Source organism: Prevotella histicola (assembly GCF_055385135.1).
This window is the reverse complement of sequence record NZ_AP043793.1, coordinates 675,553-693,367: the sequence shown is the minus strand read 5'-3', so window position 1 is coordinate 693,367 and position 17,815 is coordinate 675,553. Positions and strand designations below refer to the sequence as shown.

The window sequence follows — 17,815 nt, the reverse complement described above, 5'->3', positions numbered from 1 at the left end:
TCTGTATGAGAAAAGTTTAAGAGTTTTTTGGTTATAAGTGATGTGGAATAAGAAAAAATGTAGTACATTTGCTGCGTTAAAAATATAATAATAAATAGATTAATCATAAACAAATAACGAAAGATGATTGATTTAATTCAGCCCTACATTGGTATCGCTACCAAACTAATAGTTGGTATGTTAGGCATTTTGGCCTTCTTGCGTATAACAGGAAAGGCACAAATGGGACAGTTGACACCGCTTGATACAGTGAGTGCGTTTGTGATTGGTGCGTTAGTCGGTGGTGTGTTGTACAATCCAGACATGACGATATGGCATCTTATATTTGCCTTTGCAGTATGGACAGGCTTTAATATGTTTGTTCGTTTCTGTATGCGCTTTTCTAGTTTACGTCATTTCATAAAGGGAGAAAGTGTTTTCCTTGTGAAAAATGGTGTTATTAACTTCAAGAATTTTAAGCGTAATAGCCTTGAAATGGAACAGTTCCGAGTTATGTTAAGGCAAAAAGGAATCTTCTCAATGTTTGATGTTGAGGATGTGTTGTTTGAATCAAATGGTTCAGTAACAGTCCTTTCTCCAGGTGAGACATCTAATTCTTTCCTATTTGTGAATAACGGTGAACTTATAGAACATAGCTTAACACAGTGTAACCGTTCACGTGCATGGGTGTTGAAGGCTATCAAACGTAATGGCTTTGATGGTCCAGCAGACTTGTTCTGTATGGAATGGACACCTCATAAAGGTTTCTATTTCGTTTCATATGCCGGTGATGTGAAACGTGGAAAGGACGAGATTGATGCAGAGGAGATTGATGCAGATAATGCACAAGTGTAGACAATATCTATTCTTTTGCGAATTATAGAACGAAGAAGACCGAGGATGAGATTATCTCACCTTGGTCTTTCTTTTTTGCACAAAGGGTATTTATGTGCGCATGAATAGGTGAAAGGTGTTTTAAAATATTTTAAAATAGTGTCGTCTGGCTTGTAATTTTGTTTTCCTTTTTACTATCTTTGTAAAATAGAATAGGAAATAAGAATACTTTTAATAACAATGTTTGAGAATTTAAGTGATCGTCTTGAACGCTCTTTTAAGATACTGAAGGGTGAAGGAAAGATAACAGAAATAAACGTAGCAGAGACCCTGAAAGATGTGCGCAGAGCGCTACTCGATGCCGATGTTAACTATAAGGTAGCTAAGACCTTTACAGACACAGTAAAGCAGAAAGCATTAGGTATGAATGTGCTTACAGCCGTTAAACCAGGACAACTCATGGTGAAGATTGTTCATGATGAGCTGGCTGAATTGATGGGAGGTGAGTCTGTAGGGTTGAATCTGGCTAATCGTCCTGCTATTATCTTGATGAGTGGTTTACAAGGTTCTGGTAAAACAACTTTCACAGGTAAGTTAGCTCATCTGTTGAAGACGAAGGAACATAAGAATCCTTTGTTGGTTGCATGTGATGTTTATCGTCCTGCTGCTATTGATCAGTTGAAGGTTGTTGGCGAACAGGTAGGTGTTCCTGTATATAGCGAGCCTGAGAATAAGAATGTAAATGAGATAGCTGATCACGCACTTGCTGAGGCTAAAGCCAAAGGAAATGACGTGGTTATCATTGATACTGCTGGTCGTTTGGCTGTTGATGAGGAGATGATGAATGAGATCGAGAGTCTCAAAAATCATGTAAATCCTGATGAAACCCTGTTTGTTGTTGACTCAATGACGGGTCAAGATGCAGTAAATACAGCAAAAGAGTTCAATGACCGGTTGGACTTCGATGGTGTTGTTCTCACTAAGTTAGACGGTGATACACGTGGCGGTGCTGCATTGTCAATCCGGACTGTGGTCACAAAACCAATCAAGTTCATTGGTACGGGTGAGAAGATGGGAGCTATTGATGTGTTCCATCCTGGGCGTATGGCTGACCGTATCTTGGGTATGGGTGATGTTGTTTCGCTTGTTGAGCGTGCACAAGAGCAGTTTGATGAAGAAGAAGCTAAACGTTTACAAAAGAAGATACAGAAGAACCAGTTTGATTTTAATGATTTCTACAATCAGATACAACAGATAAAGAAGATGGGTAACCTCAAGGATCTTGCATCAATGATTCCTGGTGTAGGGAAGGCTATCCGTGATGTTGATATTGATGATAATGCCTTTAAGGGTATTGAAGCAATCATTCAGAGTATGACTCCAAAGGAGCGTACTAATCCAGAACTGCTTAATAACTCACGCCGACAGCGCATAGCAAAAGGTTCTGGTACGAATATACAAGAAGTGAACCGGCTTATTAAGCAGTTTGATCAGACTCGTAAGATGATGAAAATGGTGACGGGATCAAAGATGGCAGGTATGATGAGTCGCATGAAAGGAATGCCTGGAATGCCGAAGATGTGACAATTTTTTTGTTAAATAATATAATCTATTAATGTAAACTATGGAATATCAGTTAATTGACGGAAAGGCAACAGCATCCGCTATTAAGCAAAGTATAGCGGAAGAAGTGAAAACTATAGTTGCCGCAGGTGGTAGACAACCTCATTTAGCAGCCATCTTAGTAGGACATGATGGTGGCAGTGAAACGTATGTTAAGAACAAAGTTATTGCTTGTGAACAATGTGGCTTTAAGTCTACGCTTATGCGTTATGAAGCTGATGTTACAGAAGAAGAACTGTTAGCATGTGTTGATAAGTTAAACAAGGATGAGGATGTTGATGGTTTTATAGTTCAACTTCCTTTGCCAAAACACATAGATGAACAAAAGATAATCATGGCGATAGACTATCGCAAGGATGTTGATGGCTTTCATCCCATCAATGTTGGACGTATGTCAATAGGTCTTCCATGTTTTATCTCTGCTACACCATTAGGAATTTTGACACTCTTGCAGCATTATCATATAGAGACTTCTGGGAAAAAATGCGTTATATTGGGTCGTAGTAACATCGTTGGTAAGCCTATGGCACAGCTGATGATGCAGAAACAATATGGTGATGCTACTGTGACTGTGTGTCATTCTCATTCAAAAGATTTGAAGAAAGAATGTCAAGAAGCTGATATTATCATTGCTGCTATTGGTCGGCCAGACTTTGTAACAGCAGATATGGTGAAGAAAGGTGCAGTTGTTATTGATGTTGGTACAACGAGAGTACCAGATCCAACACGTAAGAGTGGCTTCCGATTGAATGGTGATGTGAAGTTTGATGAGGTAGCTCCGCTTTGTTCATATATAACTCCTGTTCCAGGTGGAGTCGGTCCGATGACCATTTGTTCATTAATGAAGAATACGCTTGCTGCAGGCAAAAAAGAATATTATAAGTAATGACAGCAGATGAATATTTCCACTTAGGTAATGAATGTCGCAAAAAAGGTGATTGGCAAAATGCATTAGTTAATTATATGGAAGCCATAGAGTTGGATCCAGACTCTCCGGCTGTTGCGGCAAAAGAGATGTTGGAAGATATTCTCAACTTTTATAACAAGGATGCATATAATCCTTAAAATACAAAAACTATGAGCAAGATGAAAGGTGCCATCGTAGTGAACACTGATCGGTGCAAGGGATGCCAGTTGTGTATCGTCGCATGTCCGAAAGATGTGATTGCCCTGGCTCAGAAAAAAGTTAATGTCCACGGATATCCGTATGTAGAATCAGCTGTTCCCGATAATTGTATCGGATGTGCTGCTTGTGCAACTGTTTGTCCAGATGGTTGTATTACGGTTTATCGTAAGAAAGTGGAGGAATAATTATGGTAGAACAAGATGTTAAGTTAATGAAGGGGAATGAGGCTATTGCTCATGCCGCAATACGTTGTGGTGCGGATGGGTATTTTGGCTATCCTATTACCCCTCAGAGTGAGATAATTGAGACTCTGGCTGCATTAAAGCCGTGGGAAACTACAGGTATGGTTGTCCTTCAGGCTGAAAGTGAAGTCGCTTCTATTAATATGATCTATGGTGGTGCAGGTGCCGGAAAGAGGGTACTTACGAGTTCTTCATCGCCTGGTGTCGCATTAATGCAGGAAGGAATCAGCTATATGGCAGGTGCAGAGCTACCTGGCGTGTTTGTAAATGTGCAACGTGGTGGTCCAGGTCTTGGTACTATACAGCCAAGTCAGAGTGACTATTTCCAGGCTACACGTGGTGGTGGTAATGGTGACTATAATGTTATTGTACTAGCCCCGAACTCTGTACAGGAGATGGCGGATTTCGTTGATCTAGCTTTTGAGTTGGCCTTTAAATATCGTAATCCCGCTATGATTTTATCAGATGGTGTTATTGGTCAGATGATGGAGAAAGTTATTCTTCCACCAATGAAGCCGCGCCGGACTGAAGAACAGATTCAAAAAGAGTGCCCTTGGGCCTCAATGGGACGTAGTGGCGATAGAAAACCAAATATAATCACTTCGTTAGAGCTTAAACCAGAAGTAATGGAAGTACGTAACCTTCATCTTCAAGAGAAGTATCGACAGATTCGAGAGAATGAGGTTCGTTTTGAATCACATCTATGTGAAGATGCTGATTACGTTATTGTAAGCTTTGGTAGTGCTGCTCGTATCGGTGAAAAGGCCGTAGAACTGGCTCGCGAACGAGGCCTGAAAGTCGGATTATTCCGCCCAATAACCTTATGGCCTTTCCCAAGTAAGCAAATTGCAGAGCTTTGTAAGGGAAAGAAAGGTGTTCTTGTCAGTGAAATTAATGCTGGCCAGATGGTGCAGGATGTACGTTTGGCAATTAATGGGGCATTACCTGTTGAGCACTTTGGACGTTTAGGTGGTATCGTTCCGGACCCCGAGGAGATTGTTAAGGCTCTTGAAGAGAAGTTGGTTAAGTAAGTTGGGAGGAGTATATTATGGCAAATGATATAATATCACCAGAGAATCTGGTGTATAAGAAGCCGACACTTATGAATGATACAACCATGCATTACTGTCCTGGTTGCTCACATGGCGTGGTTCATAAGTTAGTTGCAGAAGTAATAGAAGAGATGGGTATGAGTGACAAGACTATAGGCGTTTGTCCTGTTGGTTGTGCTGTGTTTGCTTATCGTTATCTTGATATCGATTGGCAAGAAGCCCCTCATGGTCGTGCTCCAGCTGTCGCAACAGGTGTGAAACGACTATGGCCAGACCGTTTAGTCTTTACTTATCAAGGAGATGGAGACTTAGCTTGTATTGGTACAGCTGAGACTATTCATGCTTTAAACCGAGGAGAAAATATTCCTATTATCTTCATCAATAATGCCATTTATGGTATGACAGGTGGACAAATGGCACCAACAACTCTCTTAGGACAGAAGACTGCAACATGTCCTTACGGACGTGATCCAGAGTTGCATGGCTATAATTTGAATATTACAGAGTTAGCAAGTCATCTTAAGGGAACATGTTATGTAACTCGTCAAAGTGTAGATACTGTTGCCTCTATTAATAAGGCAAAGCGTGCTATCCGCAAGGCTTTTGAAGCAAGTATGCAAGGTAAAGGAAGCTCTTTGATTGAAATTGTTGCTACTTGTAACAGTGGTTGGAAGCTTTCACCAGTTAAAGCCAATGAGTGGATGCGTGAGAATATGTTCCCAGAGTATGAAAAGGGAGATCTGAAAGATACGACAGGATTATAAAGTTCTTCGTTACTTAAGCTCCTATATAATTAAGGTGTAAAATGAAAAAAGAGATAATAATTAGTGGCTTCGGTGGCCAGGGCGTTCTCTCTATGGGTAAAATCCTCGCCTATTCGGGGCTCATGGAAGACAAGGAAATAACCTGGATGCCAGCTTATGGACCGGAACAACGTGGTGGTACGGCCAATGTAACGGTAATTGTTAGCGATGATCGCATATCTTCCCCAATCCTTAGTAAGTATGATGTGGCTATTGTCTTGAACCAACCTTCATTAGATAAGTTTGAACCAAAGGTAAAACCTGGTGGTATTTTGATTTATGATGGTTATGGAGTTATTAGCCCTCCTAAGCGTAAGGACATAACAGTTTATCGTGTTAATGCGATGGATAAGGCTGCAGAGATGAAGAATGCAAAAGTCTTCAATATGATAGTTCTAGGCGGATTGCTTAAGGTTTGTCCCGTTGTAAGTACTGATGGACTGAAGAAAGCACTCTTCAAAAGTCTTCCAGAACGCCATCATGGCTTGATTCCGCTGAATATGCAAGCTGTGGAAGAAGGCATGAAGATAATTGCTCAGCAGTAAAACTAAAAGTAAAACCTGATTTTTTATAACTCTCTAATTTGTTTAAGGAGTCTAAGCAGTGATGCTTTGGACTCCTTTTTCCGTTTATATAAATTTGGTATAATGCTTTTACATATACTATAATATGGAGGTTTTTATAGATAAGTGTGTCCTATATTACCACGTTTTTGATTGTTTCTACTCATATAAGGGTACTTTGTGCATACTTTTTATTAAAAATATTTGGAGGTTTCATTTATTTTTTATTACTTTGCACCCGATTAAGATATAGATATAATACAATTTATAAATATTAATTAATTCAGAGAGAAATGAAAAAGTTAGTTTTAATGTTGGCAGCTGCTTCTATGGCAGCATCTGTATCAGCACAGACTGTTGCAGAGAGCAAGACATTTGATAACATCTACGTTGGTATCAACGGTGGTGTTGCAACAAAGACAACTGGTCACAAGTGGTTGAGCGATCTCGATCCAAACGCTGGTCTTCGTATCGGTCGTTACTTCACACCAGTATTTGGTTTGGCTATTGAGGGTAACGCATACTTCTCAAATAAGCCTTGGGGTTCAACAGGTACAGTAGTTCGCGCTACTAACGCAAGCTTGCTCGGTACTGTAAACCTTAGCAACTGGTTCGGTGGTTACAAGGGTGAGCCACGTACATTCGAGGTTAGTGCACTCTATGGTCTTGGTTGGATGCACGTGTTCACAAATAATAAGGCATTTGAGGCTGCTACATCTGAGAATCGTAACCGCATGACTTCTAAGGCTGCTCTTGACTTCGCATTCAACTTCGGTTCAGCAAAGCAGTTCCAGTTCTATGTAGAGCCTTCTATCAACTTCGCATTCTTGGGCAAGTCTCACTCACATAATGTAGCTGTTACTCCTGCAGGTCTTACTTACCCAGAGTATAACGTAAACTATGGTTACAAGGCAACTGCACAGGCAGGTCAGCCAGCTTACAACATCAACAACTCATTCGTTCAGTTGAATGCTGGTCTCGTTTACAAGTTTGCTAACTCTAACGGTACACACAACTTCACTATCGTAACTCCACGCGATCAGGCTGAGATCGATGCTTTGAATGCTCAGATCAACGAACTCCGCAACCGTAAGCCAGAGGTTATCACTAAGGAAGTTGTTAAGGAGGTTCCTTCTGTTAAGGTTAAGGAGCTTTCAGTATCTGACCTCGTATTCGTAACCTTTGCACAGGGTAAGTCTAATCTTACAAGAGAGGCTAAGGCAGCTCTTAACAACGTTAAGGAAGGTAGCCACGTACAGGTTGTTGGTACAGCTTCTCCAGAGGGTTCTAAGGAAATCAACGATCGTTTGTCACAGGCTCGTGCAGATGTAGTTGCTAACTACCTCAAGAGTCGTGGTGTAAACATTGACGATGCAACTGGTAAGGGTGTACAGGGTGTAACTTCTAACCGCCTTGCAGTAGTTTACGTAAAGTAAGTAATCACTGATAGAAGGGTATATCCTTCGAACAGTAAAATAATAAGGATGTGTCAGTTTTGGCACATCCTTTTTTTATTTCAATATGTTTTCTGTAGTTTGATCACTTTGTTTTTGTTTTTAATACAATATGTTTTTAGCAGTTTGATTACCTTGTAGTGTGGTTACTTCTACATGTTTTATAGCCTGCTCATTCTGTATTTAGAGTCAATACAATATGTTTTCAGCAGTTTGATTACTTTGTATTATGGTTAATTCAATATGTTTTCTATAGTCTGCTTATTCTGTATTTAAAGTCAATACAATATGTTTTCAGCAGTTTGATTACTTTGTATTATGGTTAATTCAATATGTTTTCTATAGTCTGCTCATTTTTGTATTTAGTGTTAATAGATAGTTTTCTGCAGCTTGATCACTTTGTAGCTGGTATTAGAATGATATGTTTTCTATAGTCTGATCACTGCGTATTGGTAGGGTAATATGATACGTTTTACAATGGAAAACATTTTCTTTTTTGTTTGTTATTAGTAGTGTTTGCTGTACTTTTAATTATTTGTTCCTACGAAACTTCTGCCTATTGATATCTGCTAAAAATTGAAAGTTGAGAAATCATGTGGTCATTGCGTAGATAACCGGAGGTGTCGGGATTACCTTTTATTGGGGAGAGCATAAGTTCATATAATTGATGTTTGAAAACTGTTTATTTAGCACTAAATAGTTTTATTAACTACTAATAGTTTGATATAAGATTCCCTCACGATTTGTGTATCCATGTATTTCATGTGTAATTCGTGAGTATGTTTATTTTGAGAAATACTTTTACAGTTTTGCAGTCCATTTTGATTATGGATCGTTAGTCAGTGTCTGATTTTGTAGTCGGTAATGTATTGATTTTCAATATATTATAAATAGGGGTGTGAAAGGTGCTCTTTTGCAATGTAAAAGGTGCCCTTTTGCATGGTAAAAGATGCTCTTTTGAGTTGCAAAAGGGCATCTTTTGAAAGCTAAAAGGGCGTCTTCTGAAACCTTAATACGAATTAGTTTTACATTATTTGAGTTTGATTTCTATTTCTCTTCTTATATTTGTGGTTTCATAATCGCTGATTGCTATGTACGTTTAAAACGCATTTTTGTATTCTATGGGGGTGTATAGTCCTGTATATAATATCATGGCGTGTAGTATAATATTATACTATGCATAGTGTATTTCTTCTAAATTGTTGCTAAAATACTTCTTTATGTTTATAATTGTTTGGTTAATACGTAAAAACTATCTACCTTTGCAAAATAAATTGTTGATTATGTCAGACGAATTATTATACAGGAATACAGAGATAAAATAAGTATAGTGTATGAAACATCAGTTGAGGAGCGCCGTATGTACAGAGGGTAGAAAGATGGCAGGAGCACGTGCTCTGTGGGTTGCAGCAGGAATGAAGCCGGAACAGTTTGGCAAGCCTATTATTGCAATTGTTAATTCTTTTACTCAGTTTGTACCTGGTCATACCCATTTACATGAGGTAGGACAGATTGTAAAAGATGAGATAGAGAAACTGGGATGTTATGCAGCTGAGTTTAATACGATAGCTATTGATGATGGTATTGCTATGGGCCATGATGGTATGTTATATTCATTGCCCTCACGTGATATTATTGCCGATTCCGTAGAATACATGGTGAATGCGCATAAGGCAGATGCTATGATCTGTATTTCTAATTGTGATAAGGTTACACCTGGCATGTTGATGGCATCTATGCGTCTGAATATTCCGACGATATTCTGTTCTGGAGGCCCAATGGAAGCTGGTAGATGGCGTGGCGAAAATGCTGATCTTGTTACTGCAATGATTGGGGGTGCAGATAAAGAGTTAAGTGATGAGGAGGTTCATCAGCTTGAACAGTGTGCTTGTCCAGGCTGTGGTAGTTGTTCAGGAATGTTCACTGCGAACTCAATGAACTCCCTCACAGAGGCAATTGGGCTCGCTTTGCCAGGGAATGGTACTATTCTTGCGACACATAAGAATAGGATTAAATTATTCAAAGATGCTGCTCATCAGATAGTTAAGAATGCAATGGCTTATTATCAGGATGGAGATGACAGTGTTTTACCACGTAATATTGCTACGCGTAAAGCCTTCCTTAATGCAATGACATTGGATATTGCCATGGGCGGTTCTACTAATACGGTCCTTCATCTGTTAGCTGTTGCACAGGAAGGGGAAGTTGATTTTTCAATGAACGATATAGATACGCTGAGTCGTAAGACCCCTTGCTTGTGTAAGTTGTCTCCTAATACTCAGAAATACAGTGTCCAGGAGTGTAATCGAGCAGGTGGAATCCTTGGTATTCTGAACGAGTTGGACAAGGGTGGTCTTATAGATGGGAGTGTTAAACGTGTTGACAGACAGACTTTATCAGAAGCTATGCAAAGGTATAACATTACTGGTGAAGCTATTGATTCAGAAGCAGATAGGATCTATCATAGTGCACCTGGGCATCGTTTCTCCACAAAAATGGGAAGCCAGGATACGCAGTGGGAATCGCTTGATACTGATCGTATGACAGGTTGCATTCGTGACATAGAACATGCTTATACCAAGGATGGTGGATTAGCTGTGCTGTTCGGTAATATAGCAAAGGATGGTTGTGTTGTGAAAACGGCAGGAGTAGATGCTAGTTTATGGCATTTTGAAGGTCCAGCAGTTGTCTTTGACTCACAGGACGAAGCTTGTGACGGCATTCTTAATGGTAAAGTTAAGGCTGGCGATTGCGTTGTTATCACTCATGAAGGTCCCAAGGGAGGTCCTGGAATGCAAGAAATGCTTTATCCGACATCATATATTAAGAGTCGGCATTTAGGAAAAGAGTGTGCATTGATTACTGATGGGCGTTTCTCAGGTGGAACAAGTGGATTGAGTATTGGTCATATTTCGCCTGAAGCAGCTAATGGTGGGAACATCGGAAAGGTGAAGGACGGTGATATTATCATTATTGATATTCCGCAAAGGAGTATTAATGTAAAGCTAAGTGATACGGAGTTGTCAGCCCGTCCACAGCAACCTCTAAAGCGTAAACGTGTTGTTTCTAAGGCATTACGAGCCTATGCACAAAGTGTTTCCAGCGCAGATAAAGGTGGAGTAAGAATCATTGATTAAGGAAACAAGAGAGAGGTAAGACACTATTTACATGTTTGAAAGATTTATCTTATGACAAGATCAAAAAATAAAGGGGATATAACAGGAGCCGTTTCACCATCCAACAAACCTCGCCGTCCGCAGTTCCCCAAGATAGGAGAGCTGTGTAATGGTTCAGAAATATTGATGCGAGCTTTATATCAAGAGGGAGTAAAGACTATTTTTGGTTATCCAGGCGGTGCAATTATGCCTGTTTATGATGACTTGTTGAAGTATACTGAAGGCGATGATGCTTGGTTTCATCATGTTCTTGTACGTCATGAGCAGGCTGCAGCACATGCGGCAGAAGGTTATGCAAGGGTTAGTGGCGAAGTTGGAGTTGCTATTGTGACAAGTGGTCCTGGTGCAACAAATACTCTGACAGGTGTTGCCGATGCCATGATGGATTCTACTCCTATCGTAGTTATCGCAGGTCAAGTTGGTGTAAGTTCGTTGGGTACAGATGCTTTTCAGGAGGTTGACCTTGTTGGTGTAGCTCAGCCAATCTCCAAATGGAGCTATCAGATACGTCGCCCAGAGGATGTTGCGTGGGCTGTGAGTCGTGCTTTTTATATTGCTCGTAGTGGTCGTCCTGGTCCAGTTGTACTTGATTTTCCACGAAATGCACAGACTGGACAGTGTGAGTGGTGCCCTGGTAAGGTCGACCGGGTGCGTTCTTACTCTCCATATCCTAAACTTGATATGAGTGCTGTGGCTGCAGCGGCTACGTTAATTAACAGTGCAAAGAAGCCAATGGCGCTGGTAGGGCAGGGTATTGAGTTGGGTGAAGCACAACAAGAATTGCGTGATTTTCTTGAAAAGGCAGATATTCCGGCTGGTAGAACATTGTTGGGTTTGTCAGCTCTTTCAAGTGATCACCCTCTGAATGTTGGTATGCTTGGCATGCATGGGAACTATGCTCCTAATGTGAAGCAACAAGAATGCGATGTCTTGATAGCTATTGGCATGCGCTTTTCCGACCGTGTTACAGGCCGTTTGGATACTTATGCTAAGCAGGCGAAGGTTATTCATTTGGATATAGACCCTTCTGAAATAGGCAAGAATGTGTCTGTTGACGTGCCTGTTATTGCTGATTGTAAAGAGAGTTTGCCTGCTATTACAGCCTTATTGGAGAAAGCTGATCATAAAAAATGGCGTGATTCGTTTGTTCCATTGCATACTAAAGAGACTGAAGAGGTTATCGAACCCCACATACATCCTACAGATGGACCTTTATTGATGGGTGAAATAATAAACCTTGTGGCTGAGAAGACAGCGGGAAATGCCGTGTTGGTCAATGACGTTGGGGAGAATCAGATGTTCTCATGCCGTTATTTTAAGTATAATAATAGTCATTCCGTTGTGACAAGTGGGGGCTTAGGTACGATGGGATTTGGTCTTCCTGCTGCTATAGGTGCTACTTTCGGGAGTGACCGTACAGTTTGTTTCTTTGTGGGAGATGGTGGTTTACAGATGAGTATTCAGGAATTCGGAACCATTATGGAGCAACAAACTCCTGTAAAAATTATACTTTTGAATAATAATTATTTAGGAAATGTGCGCCAATGGCAGGATTTGATGTTCGGACATCGTCATTCTTTCACTCGCATGTTGAACCCACATTATTCAGAACTTGCCAAGGCTTATAATATTCCTTATGCGTTAGTAACAGACAGAAAAGACCTTGAAGCTAAGGTAAATACAATGTTGTCAACCGAAGGACCATTCTTTTTGGAGTGTGCAGTGAAGGAGAATGAGAATATTCTTCCTATGGTTGTGCCTGGAACTTCAGTTGATGAGATGGTGTTACACCTTGATATTTAATGTACTTTATGCAATAAAACAACGACTCATGGTAGATAATAAGATAGCAAAAGAAAGTGTTAAACGTGAGGTGATAGCTGGTGAGAGGTTGTATACCTTACTGGTTTATTCAGAAAACGTTGCTGGTGTACTGAATCAAATCGCAGCAGTTTTTACGCGAAGGCAAGTGAATATAGAGAGCTTGAATGTGAGTGCATCGAGTATAGAAGGTATTCATAAGTACACAATAACCGCATGGAGTGATGCTGCTACTATAGAAAAGATTACCAAACAGGTTGAAAAGAAGATTGATGTTATCAAAGCTGACTATTATGAAGACAGTGATCTTTTCATCCATGAAGTTGGTTTGTATAAGATTGCAACGCCCATCCTGTTAGAAAATGCAGAGGTCAGCCGTGCAATTCGTAAGCGTAATGCGCGTATGATGGAAGTAAATCCTACCTACAGTACGGTGTTACTTGCTGGAATGACAGATGAAGTGACAGCTCTGTATCATGATTTGAAGAACTTTGATTGCCTGCTTCAGTATTCACGCAGTGGTCGTGTTGCAGTGACACGTGGGTTCAGTGAGCCTGTATCTGATTTCCTTAAGAGCGAAGAAGAGTCGTCTGTACTCTAAGATACAATAAAGAATAGACAGAGGAGAATGGCTATTTGCTATTTGAATCCTCGAAATTTACGTACGAGAAAAATGGAAAAATTATCAAAGATTGGAAGGTATCAGTTCTTAGCTGAGCCTTTCCATTGTGACTTTACCAACCATTTGTTCATGGGACATCTAGGAAATCACATGCTTAATGCTGCTGATTTTCATAGTAATGAACGCGGTTATGGTATGAACTATCTCAATACTATAAATAAGACCTGGGTCTTAAGTCGATTGACAATAGAGATGTATGATATGCCGAAAGCATATGAAAAGTTTTATGTTGAGACTTGGGTAGATAGTGTTATGAAGTATTTCACAAGTAGAAATTTTAAGGTTGTTAATGAAGAAGGGCATGTCTATGGTTACGGAAAGAGTATTTGGGCAATGATAGACATGGATACTCGCCAACCGACAGATATCTTTGCTGTTCGTGAAGGACTGATTAATGAGTATATTGAGACATCCTATGAATGCCCAATAGAGAAGTTTTCACGTGTAAAAGTTACTGGAGAAAAAGAGCTGTTGCGCTCAATAAACACCTATTATAATGATGTTGACGTCAATGGGCATATTAATTCGGTGAAGTATATTGAGCATCTTCTTGATTTATGGGACCTTGATTGGTATCGTACGCACTTCATTAAACGGTTTGAAATAGCCTATGTTGCCGAGGCACATCATGGCGATCAGCTTAATTTCTATCGTGAACATCGTGAGATAGAACGGGAAAATGATTTCAATTTCAAAATAACCAAGACTACAAGCGATAATACAGAAGTAGAAACTTGTAGGTGTAGAGTGTTGTTTAATAGTATTTTATAACTTTATAAGTATAATGATAAAAGATTGAAATTATTTTGGTCGTTTTATTATAAAACCGTAACTTTGTGCCTGTTAAGTATAAGAAAGAAGCACATATAACAACTGTGACTGATGTAAAGTCACATTAAAACAGAATAATTATGGCAGAATTGAATTTCGGTGGAGTAGTAGAAACCGTCGTTACAAGCAAGGAATTTTCTTTGGAAAAGGCACGTGAAGTTTTGAAGGATGAAACAATTGCAGTCATTGGTTATGGTATTCAGGGACCTGGTCAAGCTGGGAATCTAAGGGATAACGGCTTTAATGTTATTGTAGGTCAGCGTCAAGGCAAAACTTATGATAAGGCTGTTGCTGATGGTTGGGTCCCAGGTGAAAGCTTGTTCTCTATCGAAGAAGCTGCTCAAAGGGGTACTATCATCTGTATGTTACTTTCCGATGCTGGTCAGATTGCCGTTTGGCCAACACTAAAGAAATATCTTACTCCTGGTAAGACCTTGTATTACTCACATGGTTTCGCTATCAATTGGCAGGACCGTACAGGTGTTGTACCACCAAAAGATATTGATGTCATAATGGTAGCACCTAAAGGCTCAGGTACATCATTGCGTACAATGTTCCTTGAGGGGCGTGGCTTGAACTGCTCTTATGCCGTTTATCAGGATGCTTCTGGTAAAGCTGAAGAGAAGACACTTGCCTTCGGTATAGGTATTGGTGCAGGTTATTTGTTCAAGACAACATTTCAACGTGAGGCAACATCCGACCTTACTGGCGAGCGTGGTTCACTGATGGGGGCCATCGAAGGGTTGTTTGAAGCACAGTATGATGTGCTTCGTGAGCATGGACACTCTCCTTCTGAGGCTTTCAATGAGACAGTGGAGGAGTTGACACAGAGCCTTGCTCCACTCTTTGGAGACAAGGGTATGGACTGGATGTATGCTAACTGTTCAACGACAGCACAGCGTGGTGCGCTTGATTGGGCACCGCGCTTCCGTGAAGCTATTAAGCCTGTGATGGAATGGCTTTATCTCTCGGTAAAGACTGGTAATGAGGCACAAGTTGCTATTGACAGTAACTCTAAGCCTGATTATCGTGAGAAGTTGAATGCTGAATTGAAGGCTATGCGTGATATGGAAATGTGGCAGGCTGGTGTTACAGTACGTACACTACGCCCTGAGAATAACTAATTTTTTTCTCGTACATAATGTTAGAAGGGAGTTCTCTGTTTGAAGAGAGCTCCCTTTTTGATTGATGTTTCTGAAGGGAATAGGTATGGTTAGAAGGGTAATCTCTATTGGTTAATCTTTGTTTTTCTGCCCTTTAGGTTTCATATATTTGTCCTCTCTTCCTACTTTCAGTACGGTCTGTTGTAAAATAAATTCTCTTCTTGATTTTAAAAGGGCGTCTTTCGCCTTCTAAAAGATGCCCTTTTGCATGGTAAAAGGTGCCCTTTTGAAGTGCAAAAGACGCCCTTTTACATGGTAAAAGATGCCCTTTTGCGAGCCCTTTTGTAACTGTCTGATAATGTTAATGTTATGAATCAAGAAAAAGAAGGTTTCTTCTTGTTTTGTGTATTCCCATGGTTTCTTATTTGTAAGATTATTTCTTTACTTATAACTTCTGTTCTTTTATATTGAGATTTGTGTTTTTACATTGTCGTTTGGTTGTATATATGTTTTGTAAATCCGCCCTTTTTATGGTTCTTTCTTGCTTGATTTGAATGGGTTAGTCAGTCTCTTTCTTTTTTAATAAGTGGAAAACAGAGTTTAAGATCTGGTGGAATGTTATATTAAGGCTTAATTAAATAGCTACCATTCATGAGTAGAATATCTTCTGCTATAAGTTCTTCCATGATCTCTGCTGTGAGATCCCAGTTGTCATCTAGTTGACGTATCTCTGTAATATGATGCTTTTCCCCGTCTTCTACAAGGGCAAGGAGCTTCTCTCGGATAATCTTCTTGTGGTCTTTATCCTCATTGTTTGTGTGTGATAGGCATACATCACATTGCCCACAATCTGATGCTTTCTTCTCTCCGAAATAGCTTAATAATTGTCGACTTCTGCATATGTAATCATTCTGAGCATAGTTAATAACAGAATTAATACGCTCTATAAAAACCTCTTTACGCTCCTCATACACCTCCTTCTTAAGGATAATCTCTTCTCCATCAACGCGATCTTGGGTGTAAGTGATAAGAGGAATGTTCTTGCGTGGGATGAAATTGATGATTCTCTTCTTGCTTAGATTTGTCAGAACGATATAAGTCTGGTTCTGATCTAAGCCTGCCTCCTGTGCAATATAGCTCTCATCAACATATCCATAGTCTGAGAAAAGTCCGCCATAGTTGCGAAGTAAGGCTATTACAACATTGTTTTCCTGGTCACTAAGCGCGTCAAGACGGTAAAGCTCTTCGCGGTTTAGCAGGAATTTTATTCGTGCACTGGTATCTGGGTTCTGCTCATATTCAATGTACCCAGCACGTTGAAGGATGTTTAAAGCTGCATTGGCACGGATAGGGAAGTGTTTGAATGTAGTGCAGAATTTATCAATTGGAAATTCAAAAGTACATCCAAAGCCACTTCCTACACCAATCTGATAGAAGTAAGCAAGGTGATTATAGAGCATTTGTATATACTCTTTTGGTGGGAAAGTGTCCTCAATACGCTTTCTGAGGGTATGATTATCATGCCCATTATATAACAAAACGGCATAAGCTTTGTTCCCATCGCGCCCTGCACGTCCTGCTTCCTGAAAGTAAGCTTCTATAGAATTCGGACAGTCTATGTGTATAACGACACGCACGTCGGGCTTGTCAATACCCATACCGAAAGCATTTGTTGCTACGATAACCCGTGTTTTGTCATTTTGCCAATCGTTCTGTCGCTGATCTTTAATGGCTGGTTCTAATCCCGCATGATACCATGTTGCTGGGATTCCATTCTGTATTAGTTTTTGGGCGATCTCCTTTGTGCGCCTTCTACTGCGACAATAGACGATAGCAGTCTTAGGTATGGAGCTCAGAATGTGTATCATTTCGGTTTCTTTATCTTCTACCTGTCTGACAACGTAAGCGAGATTCTTACGTTCAAAGCTCATGCGAAAGGCGTTCTTCTCCTTAAATCCCAGTCTTTCTTGTATATCATCAACAACCTCAGGGGTAGCAGTTGCAGTCAGAGCGAGGATAGGAGCATGTGGAACAAGTTTACGGATTTCTGTGATTTGCAGGTAAGATGGGCGGAAATCGTAGCCCCATTGGCTTATACAATGGGCTTCATCCACGGTGATGAAGCTAACTTTCATGTGACGTAACTTCACCTGAAAGATATCAGAACCAATACGTTCTGGTGAGATATAAAGTAGTTTGACACCTCCAAAGATACAATTCTCTAACGTTGCAACAATTGCATCACGTGTCATACCTGAGTATATGGCTGCCGCAGGGATACCTTTGTGGCGAAGATGATCAACCTGATCCTTCATCAAAGCAATGAGTGGGGTAATGACAATGCACACACCTTCTTGCGCTAATGCAGGAACTTGGAATGTGATAGACTTACCACCACCTGTCGGCATTAGCCCTAATGTATCCTTCCCTTCGCCTATACTCTCAATAATTTCTTTTTGAATGCCGCGAAAGTCAGGGTAACCCCAATACTGATGAAGAATGTCTATATACGACATTAAGCTGTAT

15 protein-coding genes are annotated in these 17,815 nt (G+C 40.2%); 14 read left to right on the top strand and 1 reads right to left on the bottom strand.

The genetic code is table 11. The features are described from left to right. The first annotated feature begins 123 nt into the window (after positions 1–123). The 14 genes from ACZ48L_RS02945 (at position 124) to ilvC (ending at position 15,310) form a co-directional block, all read left to right on the top strand. Entirely contained in the window at positions 124–834 is a 711-nt protein-coding gene (locus ACZ48L_RS02945) for a DUF421 domain-containing protein (protein WP_025790973.1), read from the top strand. Positions 835–1,053: 219 nt separating this feature from the next. Then, a complete protein-coding gene (gene ffh, locus ACZ48L_RS02940) occupies positions 1,054–2,397 on the top strand; it encodes a signal recognition particle protein (RefSeq protein ID WP_025790974.1) in 1,344 nt (447 codons plus the stop codon). 40 nt (positions 2,398–2,437) lie between these two features. Further along, a complete protein-coding gene (folD, locus tag ACZ48L_RS02935) occupies positions 2,438–3,322 on the top strand; it encodes a bifunctional methylenetetrahydrofolate dehydrogenase/methenyltetrahydrofolate cyclohydrolase FolD (RefSeq protein WP_008822691.1) in 885 nt (294 codons plus the stop codon). Next, positions 3,322–3,501: a tetratricopeptide repeat protein gene (locus ACZ48L_RS02930; protein ID WP_008822690.1), complete on the top strand. Its 180-nt coding sequence runs from the start codon at positions 3,322–3,324 to the stop codon at positions 3,499–3,501. Before folD ends, ACZ48L_RS02930 begins: the two co-directional genes overlap by 1 nt. A gap of 12 nt (positions 3,502–3,513) precedes the next feature. Beyond that, positions 3,514–3,747 (top strand): 4Fe-4S dicluster domain-containing protein, encoded by a 234-nt coding sequence (locus tag ACZ48L_RS02925; protein WP_008822689.1) that lies wholly within the window; start codon positions 3,514–3,516, stop codon positions 3,745–3,747. Between the two features lie 2 nt (positions 3,748–3,749). Then, on the top strand, positions 3,750–4,835 hold the full coding sequence (locus ACZ48L_RS02920; RefSeq protein ID WP_008822688.1) for a 3-methyl-2-oxobutanoate dehydrogenase subunit VorB: 1,086 nt from the start codon (positions 3,750–3,752) through the stop codon (positions 4,833–4,835). Positions 4,836–4,852: 17 nt separating this feature from the next. After that, on the top strand, positions 4,853–5,620 hold the full coding sequence (locus ACZ48L_RS02915; protein WP_008822687.1) for a thiamine pyrophosphate-dependent enzyme: 768 nt from the start codon (positions 4,853–4,855) through the stop codon (positions 5,618–5,620). 41 nt (positions 5,621–5,661) lie between these two features. Beyond that, entirely contained in the window at positions 5,662–6,204 is a 543-nt protein-coding gene (locus ACZ48L_RS02910) for a 2-oxoacid:acceptor oxidoreductase family protein (RefSeq protein ID WP_008822686.1), read from the top strand. Between the two features lie 311 nt (positions 6,205–6,515). After that, on the top strand, positions 6,516–7,658 hold the full coding sequence (locus ACZ48L_RS02905; RefSeq protein ID WP_025790978.1) for an OmpA family protein: 1,143 nt from the start codon (positions 6,516–6,518) through the stop codon (positions 7,656–7,658). Between the two features lie 1,352 nt (positions 7,659–9,010). Continuing rightward, the gene (gene ilvD, locus ACZ48L_RS02900) at positions 9,011–10,813 is read left to right on the top strand and encodes a dihydroxy-acid dehydratase (protein WP_025790979.1); all 1,803 of its coding nucleotides are present in this window, start codon (positions 9,011–9,013) and stop codon (positions 10,811–10,813) included. A gap of 51 nt (positions 10,814–10,864) precedes the next feature. Next, complete coding sequence (gene ilvB / locus ACZ48L_RS02895) at positions 10,865–12,655, top strand: biosynthetic-type acetolactate synthase large subunit (RefSeq protein WP_311562483.1); 1,791 nt, start codon at positions 10,865–10,867, stop codon at positions 12,653–12,655. A gap of 28 nt (positions 12,656–12,683) precedes the next feature. After that, the gene (gene ilvN / locus ACZ48L_RS02890; RefSeq protein ID WP_025790981.1) at positions 12,684–13,274 is read left to right on the top strand and encodes an acetolactate synthase small subunit; all 591 of its coding nucleotides are present in this window, start codon (positions 12,684–12,686) and stop codon (positions 13,272–13,274) included. A gap of 72 nt (positions 13,275–13,346) precedes the next feature. Further along, positions 13,347–14,126: an acyl-[acyl-carrier-protein] thioesterase gene (locus tag ACZ48L_RS02885; RefSeq protein ID WP_025790983.1), complete on the top strand. Its 780-nt coding sequence runs from the start codon at positions 13,347–13,349 to the stop codon at positions 14,124–14,126. 140 nt (positions 14,127–14,266) lie between these two features. Then, entirely contained in the window at positions 14,267–15,310 is a 1,044-nt protein-coding gene (gene ilvC, locus ACZ48L_RS02880) for a ketol-acid reductoisomerase (RefSeq protein ID WP_025790985.1), read from the top strand. 602 nt (positions 15,311–15,912) lie between these two features. Here the strand turns inward: ilvC and ACZ48L_RS02875 are convergent. Further along, a complete protein-coding gene (locus ACZ48L_RS02875; protein ID WP_219523808.1) occupies positions 15,913–17,805 on the bottom strand; it encodes a RecQ family ATP-dependent DNA helicase in 1,893 nt (630 codons plus the stop codon). Between the last annotated feature and the right edge of the window lie 10 nt (positions 17,806–17,815).

What these genes read in the sequence shown, in the direction of transcription:
- ACZ48L_RS02945 (WP_025790973.1), top strand. Translation starts at nt 124, where the DNA reads ATGATTGATTTAATTCAGCCCTACATTGGTATCGCTACCAAACTAATA.
- ffh (WP_025790974.1), top strand. Translation starts at nt 1,054, where the DNA reads ATGTTTGAGAATTTAAGTGATCGTCTTGAACGCTCTTTTAAGATACTG.
- folD (WP_008822691.1), top strand. Translation starts at nt 2,438, where the DNA reads ATGGAATATCAGTTAATTGACGGAAAGGCAACAGCATCCGCTATTAAG.
- ACZ48L_RS02930 (WP_008822690.1), top strand. Translation starts at nt 3,322, where the DNA reads ATGACAGCAGATGAATATTTCCACTTAGGTAATGAATGTCGCAAAAAA.
- ACZ48L_RS02925 (WP_008822689.1), top strand. Translation starts at nt 3,514, where the DNA reads ATGAGCAAGATGAAAGGTGCCATCGTAGTGAACACTGATCGGTGCAAG.
- ACZ48L_RS02920 (WP_008822688.1), top strand. Translation starts at nt 3,750, where the DNA reads ATGGTAGAACAAGATGTTAAGTTAATGAAGGGGAATGAGGCTATTGCT.
- ACZ48L_RS02915 (WP_008822687.1), top strand. Translation starts at nt 4,853, where the DNA reads ATGGCAAATGATATAATATCACCAGAGAATCTGGTGTATAAGAAGCCG.
- ACZ48L_RS02910 (WP_008822686.1), top strand. Translation starts at nt 5,662, where the DNA reads ATGAAAAAAGAGATAATAATTAGTGGCTTCGGTGGCCAGGGCGTTCTC.
- ACZ48L_RS02905 (WP_025790978.1), top strand. Translation starts at nt 6,516, where the DNA reads ATGAAAAAGTTAGTTTTAATGTTGGCAGCTGCTTCTATGGCAGCATCT.
- ilvD (WP_025790979.1), top strand. Translation starts at nt 9,011, where the DNA reads ATGAAACATCAGTTGAGGAGCGCCGTATGTACAGAGGGTAGAAAGATG.
- ilvB (WP_311562483.1), top strand. Translation starts at nt 10,865, where the DNA reads ATGACAAGATCAAAAAATAAAGGGGATATAACAGGAGCCGTTTCACCA.
- ilvN (WP_025790981.1), top strand. Translation starts at nt 12,684, where the DNA reads ATGGTAGATAATAAGATAGCAAAAGAAAGTGTTAAACGTGAGGTGATA.
- ACZ48L_RS02885 (WP_025790983.1), top strand. Translation starts at nt 13,347, where the DNA reads ATGGAAAAATTATCAAAGATTGGAAGGTATCAGTTCTTAGCTGAGCCT.
- ilvC (WP_025790985.1), top strand. Translation starts at nt 14,267, where the DNA reads ATGGCAGAATTGAATTTCGGTGGAGTAGTAGAAACCGTCGTTACAAGC.
- ACZ48L_RS02875 (WP_219523808.1), bottom strand. Translation starts at nt 17,805, where the DNA reads ATGTCGTATATAGACATTCTTCATCAGTATTGGGGTTACCCTGACTTT.